This window comes from Bacteroidales bacterium (genome assembly GCA_018334875.1).
In the GTDB taxonomy this organism is placed as follows: domain Bacteria; phylum Bacteroidota; class Bacteroidia; order Bacteroidales; family UBA12077; genus JAGXLC01.
Genome location: JAGXLC010000293.1, coordinates 1 through 5,106, shown reverse-complemented (window position 1 = coordinate 5,106; position 5,106 = coordinate 1). Strand labels below are relative to the sequence as shown.

The following is a 5,106-nucleotide window of genomic DNA, read 5'->3' as shown; positions in this document are numbered from 1 at the left end:
ATTGCATAAAACAAATTATCAGCATATCCGGCTTAGGCGCTTTAGATAATAATCAGGATGCAGGAAAGTTTACCTTTATTCCCAACATTATCCGTAAGCAAGGACATAAATTAATCAAGGAATCCGGGATCCCTTACACTATTTTACATTGTACCTGGTTTGCCGATAGTTTTGTGTTGTACAGGCGAAATAACACCTACATGGTGATAGGCGACACCCAAAACCCTGTTTATTTTACAAATTGTTACGATTATTTAAATGTCACAAAATCAGAGAATGAGAATAAGGCATTGAAAATGAAATCAACAGGCATAAAAACATTGTTTTTGGCGTTAATATCAGCGCTTACCATAAGTTGCTCGTCCAATAAAGAACTGACAGCACCAAAGTCGTTATACAAAACCGAAGAAGGTAAAGCAACAGCTTACAAAAGCTACGATATAACGATGGAGTTATGGGATTTGGAATACCGGGAAGAATTTGTGGATACTGATTACGGCAAATCGCATGTAATTATATCCGGTGAAAATAATGAGCAGTCCTTAATTTTATTGCCGGGTTTATTTGCCGATGCCACCATGTGGTATCCCAATGTGAAGGCACTTTCACAGCACTTTAAAGTCTATACGCTCGACATGATAAACTATGGCGGAAAAAGTAAACCCGCGGGCAAAGCTGTTGCAAGCATGGACGATTATAAAATTTGGTTTACCCAAATATTAGCACATTACCATATTGAGAAAACCTCAGTTGCAGGATTGTCCTACGGCAGTTGGCTGGCGCTGGCTTTAGCCCGCGAAATACCCGACAGCATTTCGGGCTTGGCTCTTTTAGACCCTTCGGAAACTTTTATGCCCATGAAAAGCTCAATGGCATGGAAAGGGTTTAAGTATTTTATGTTTTTTCCGAACAGAAAAAAGTATGAGAAATTTTTTGATTGGATGGGCGGGGGATATACCGACCCACAATTAGACATCTGGTTTGAGCACATGCTTGATGTCATAGAATATGGTTCTGTAGGAATGTTTGACATACCTCAGCATAAAATTTACGAACCCGAAGAATTGAAAATGATTAAAATGCCTGTCCTTATCATGGCAGGCGGTAAACCCATCATTTACGACAGTCCCGAAGCGTTTAAAGCAAACGCCCTAAAAGCCATTCCACATGCCGAAGTTATTATTGTTCCCAATGCCGGACACGGTTTAAATATGGAGAAACCGGAGATTGTAAACAAAAAGCTTATTGAATTTTTTGAATAGCATAAAATTGAATATTTTTAGCATGGACAGGAGAAAAGCCAGCCTGTAACACGCAATATACGTAAGCCGGGGGATGTGGGTAATTCTAAATTTTGTACATTTACTAAAATTTGCAGCGGTTTGATAAGTTGGAGCTTCGAAATCCCGGCCTACGCATATTGCAAAACGTTGTGGCGCATGTTCGGAAAGAGCCCAGTAAGTTTATAAATTGAAACACATAACAGAATTTTTCTTAATTTTGTATATTTAAGAAACTTAAAACAAGATTGTCATGGAATTTATAAGAATTGAAATAATAAACCCAAAAGCGAAGCGATTGATTAATGATCTTGCTGACATGGGATTAATTAAAATAAAGAAAGAACAGGCTAAATCCGAATTTTCCGAATTACTTGACAGACTTAGGAACCAATCTGAAAGTGCTCCTTCTTTAGAGGAAATCAACAAGGAAATTGAATCGGTTAGGAAAGCTCGATATGAAAAGTAAGAAGGTCATTCTTGACACAAATCTGTGGATTAGCTTTCTTATAAAACACGATTACAGCTTTTTAGATAAATACATTGAAAAGGGAAAAGTAAAACTCATATTTTATGAAGAGTTGATTCAGGAATTCTTGACAGTTGCTACCAGACCGAAATTCCAAAAATTTTTTACAGACGATGATATACAGAATATAATTCAAACTTTTGACCAATATGGAATTTTAATAAAGGTTACCACAGAAGTTAATATTTGCCGTGACTTTAAAGATAATTTTTTATTGAACCTGGCAATTGATAGTAATGCTGACTACCTTGTAACCGGAGACGAAGATTTGCTTGAGATCAATAATATACAAGAAACAAAAATCCTTACGATTAGGGAATTGAAAAACGAATTGTAAAAAACACGACGCCACAACATCGCATATATTCAACAGCGGGTGACGCAGAAGCCTATAGATTTGAACACAAGGAAAAGTTTTATTTCGGGAAATACGTAGACCCATACCGCTGCTGAACATATGCGTGTCCGTGGCTCATGGCTAAGAGACCAAAATATGAATCATGGAACAAAATTTATAACTTTGTAAAAAAAATGATTCAATGCCCAAAATCTTTGAATACTTAGGAATCCTTATATTCTTTTACTCCAATGAACACGAACCAATTCATGTTCACGCCAAAAAAGGAGAGTTTGAAAGTAAAGCAGAGTTTTATATCATAAATGGAATTATTCAAGAAATCAAGATTAAAACTGTAAAAGGAGCAAAACCACTCAAAGGACAAAATCTTAAAGACTTTGAATCGTTTTTAGAGATGTATGCGGATAAAATTGTCGAGAAATGGATAAATTATTTTGTATACCATAAAGAGGTTGAATTTGAAAAAATAACCAAAAGATTAAAATGAAGATATCAGTTGATTATAACCAAACAGAAACCAAAACCCTGAGAATTGAAGATGCAAAGTATATTGGGGATTATGCCATAAGAATTAAATTCAATGATGGCACTGAAAAATTAGTTGATTTCAAACCATTTTTATCCAAATCATTACATCCTTCAATAAGAAAATATCTCGATGAAAGTCTTTTCACTCAATTTAAGATAGTTGATGGAAATCTCAATTGGAATGACTATGATATGATTTTCCCCATTTGGGATTTATATGACGGAAAAGTTGATATCAGGCGCTAAAAATCATGCCGGGGCCTGGTTTTCATTGCAACCTACGGTTCGATTTGTTACCTTTAATATCTAACAAAACTATGAGGATATGAGCCGGCAGGCTTTCTAGCGCTGGACGTTGGGGTGCATTAAAGAGATCCTCTGTCAAAAAATCAAAAAAAGATTTGGAATTATGTAACTTTTAAGTTACCTTTGGAGTAAAAATTTAGTGGAAAGATTTTGGAAAGTTGTTTCGTATAAAGGGTATTTTGAAGCTTTTTTAAACCAGCAACCTGTAAAAGTTCAAAACAAAATATTTAAGATTATTGAACTGGTTGAGTCAACCCGGGTAATTCCCTCAAGATTTATCAGGAAAATTGAAGGAACCCAAAAATTGTATGAAACAAGATTTTCACTGGGAAGTAATATTTGGCGAGTATTTTGTTTTTTGATGAAGGTCAATTAATTATTCTGTTAAACGGCTTTCAAAAAAAGAAACAAAAAACTCCCAGGAAAGAAATAGAAAAGGCTGTAAGACTGATGAATGAATATTATAAAGAAAAGGAGGGTAAAAATGAAAAAAACTAATCCAAATATTAAAAGCTGGACAGAGATTAAAGATGAACAATTCGGTAAAAAAGGTACTCCCAGAAGAGATCAGCTTGAGAGGGAATTTGAAGGATTTAAAATTGGGTATTTATTAAGACAAGCCCGTGAAAATAAAAATTTGACTCAAGAACAATTAGGCGAGATACTGCAAAAAAAGCGTAGTTATATTTCAAGGATTGAAAACGATGGAAGCAATATGACATTAAAAACTCTTTATGAAGTAGTAGAAAAAGGACTTGGAGGGAAGGTAAATATATCGATAAAAATTTAAAATAAAACGCACCCCAACATGCGTCATAAACCATTGGTGTGTAATGAGTTAGTCTAAAGCCTTGTGTTTTTCCACTGGCTAGCAACGGTGGAAAGGTATGTTGCTACTAGCTCCCCACGGTTCATGCCGCGGAGCGTTGCTGGAAGAGTCCAACAAAAATCACAGAAATTCGTTATATTTGTAATCAAAGAAAATGGATATGGGATTCAAGACAATTGACATAAAGAATAAAAAGGGATTTCAGGCCATCAAGATCCCTAAACAGATGAAAATCGATGATGACAAAGTATATCTGAAAAAAGTGGGAAACACTTTGTATATTATCCCATATCATAAACCCTGGCAGAATCTATTTGACAGTTTAGATTCCTTCACTTCTGACTTTATGGATAACAGAGAACAACCAGATAATCAACAAAGAGAATCACTCGATTAATGGAATATTTGCTGGATACAAACATCTGTATTTATATCATTAAAAAAAGACCTGCCAACGTACTGAAAAAATTTGAAAGTTTATCACCTGGAGACGTTGCAATTTCTTCTATTACTTTAGCTGAACTGTATTATGGAATAATGAAAAGTTCCAATCCCAAGAAAAATCAGGAAGCCCTTGATAAGTTTTTAATTCCTCTTGAAATTCTCGACTTTGACTATGCTGTAACCATTGAATATGGAAAAATTCGAGCAGACTTGGAAAAAAACGGCACCCCAATTGGACCCTTAGACACATTGATTGCTTCTCATGCCAAGAGCCTTAACCTTACTTTAGTGACTAATAATGAAAAGGAGTTCGAACGAATTCCAGACCTGAAAATAGAAAACTGGACAATATAATAAGCAACAAACCGCCAACATCGCATATATTCAACAGCGGGTGATGTAAAAGCTTATGGTTTTTGAGACTAAACAAATGTTTTGTTACGGAGATAAAAACGCAGGTCCAAAACCGCTGCTGAACATATGCGTGTCCGTTAGCGCAAGCTTTATGCAAGTAGCTAAGATAAAATATAACATAGATTGAATGAGCTTGAATAACAAAGATTTAGAAAAGAAAATAAAAAGTGTTGCACGATCCTTGACTTATGAAAAAGGATACATTGTCTTTAGTAGATGTGCTTATGAGACTTGATTACCTTTCGAAAAGTGATTATGAAGCATGGAGATCGGGAAAAATTCCATATTTAGAAAAAGCATGTCGAGTAAATTTAGGCAAACTTTCTTTTATAAATAAAACCAGGATATAACAAACGTGATGCGCAAGCTTGAGAGCCTGACCTTTTGACTATAACTTAATTTATTGTTATCTTTGAAG

8 protein-coding genes and 1 pseudogene are annotated in these 5,106 nt (G+C 35.0%); all 9 read left to right on the top strand.

What is annotated here, in order from left to right; all coding sequences use genetic code 11:
- The coding region (locus tag KGY70_16710) for an alpha/beta fold hydrolase (protein MBS3776841.1) at positions 1-1,262 on the top strand (1,262 nt) is incomplete at its 5' end.
- Between the two features lie 271 nt (positions 1,263-1,533).
- Positions 1,534-1,749 (top strand): hypothetical protein, encoded by a 216-nt coding sequence (locus tag KGY70_16705; protein ID MBS3776840.1) that lies wholly within the window; start codon positions 1,534-1,536, stop codon positions 1,747-1,749.
- The gene (locus tag KGY70_16700) at positions 1,739-2,146 is read left to right on the top strand and encodes a putative toxin-antitoxin system toxin component, PIN family (protein MBS3776839.1); all 408 of its coding nucleotides are present in this window, start codon (positions 1,739-1,741) and stop codon (positions 2,144-2,146) included. The genes KGY70_16705 and KGY70_16700 overlap by 11 nt, the downstream gene beginning before the upstream one ends.
- A gap of 202 nt (positions 2,147-2,348) precedes the next feature.
- The gene (locus tag KGY70_16695; protein ID MBS3776838.1) at positions 2,349-2,654 is read left to right on the top strand and encodes a DUF4160 domain-containing protein; all 306 of its coding nucleotides are present in this window, start codon (positions 2,349-2,351) and stop codon (positions 2,652-2,654) included.
- The gene (locus KGY70_16690; protein ID MBS3776837.1) at positions 2,651-2,941 is read left to right on the top strand and encodes a DUF2442 domain-containing protein; all 291 of its coding nucleotides are present in this window, start codon (positions 2,651-2,653) and stop codon (positions 2,939-2,941) included. The genes KGY70_16695 and KGY70_16690 overlap by 4 nt, the downstream gene beginning before the upstream one ends.
- 199 nt (positions 2,942-3,140) lie before the next feature.
- Positions 3,141-3,499, top strand: a pseudogene (locus KGY70_16685) (type II toxin-antitoxin system RelE/ParE family toxin).
- Complete coding sequence (locus KGY70_16680; protein MBS3776836.1) at positions 3,486-3,791, top strand: helix-turn-helix transcriptional regulator; 306 nt, start codon at positions 3,486-3,488, stop codon at positions 3,789-3,791. The pseudogene KGY70_16685 and the gene KGY70_16680 overlap by 14 nt, the downstream one beginning before the upstream one ends.
- A 199-nt stretch (positions 3,792-3,990) precedes the next feature.
- Positions 3,991-4,227, top strand: coding sequence for a hypothetical protein (locus KGY70_16675; protein MBS3776835.1), 237 nt, complete (start codon positions 3,991-3,993; stop codon positions 4,225-4,227).
- Positions 4,227-4,628 carry a type II toxin-antitoxin system VapC family toxin gene (locus KGY70_16670; protein ID MBS3776834.1) on the top strand — a complete coding sequence of 134 codons (402 nt, stop codon included), beginning with the start codon at positions 4,227-4,229 and terminating at the stop codon, positions 4,626-4,628. The genes KGY70_16675 and KGY70_16670 overlap by 1 nt, the downstream gene beginning before the upstream one ends.
- The last annotated feature ends 478 nt before the right edge of the window (positions 4,629-5,106 follow it).

Bases quoted from the DNA above. Each gene is read 5' to 3' on its own strand.
- KGY70_16680 (MBS3776836.1), top strand. From the start codon at position 3,486: ATGAAAAAAACTAATCCAAATATTAAAAGCTGGACAGAGATTAAAGAT.
- KGY70_16690 (MBS3776837.1), top strand. From the start codon at position 2,651: ATGAAGATATCAGTTGATTATAACCAAACAGAAACCAAAACCCTGAGA.
- KGY70_16705 (MBS3776840.1), top strand. From the start codon at position 1,534: ATGGAATTTATAAGAATTGAAATAATAAACCCAAAAGCGAAGCGATTG.
- KGY70_16670 (MBS3776834.1), top strand. From the start codon at position 4,227: ATGGAATATTTGCTGGATACAAACATCTGTATTTATATCATTAAAAAA.
- KGY70_16700 (MBS3776839.1), top strand. From the start codon at position 1,739: ATGAAAAGTAAGAAGGTCATTCTTGACACAAATCTGTGGATTAGCTTT.
- KGY70_16695 (MBS3776838.1), top strand. From the start codon at position 2,349: ATGCCCAAAATCTTTGAATACTTAGGAATCCTTATATTCTTTTACTCC.
- KGY70_16675 (MBS3776835.1), top strand. From the start codon at position 3,991: ATGGGATTCAAGACAATTGACATAAAGAATAAAAAGGGATTTCAGGCC.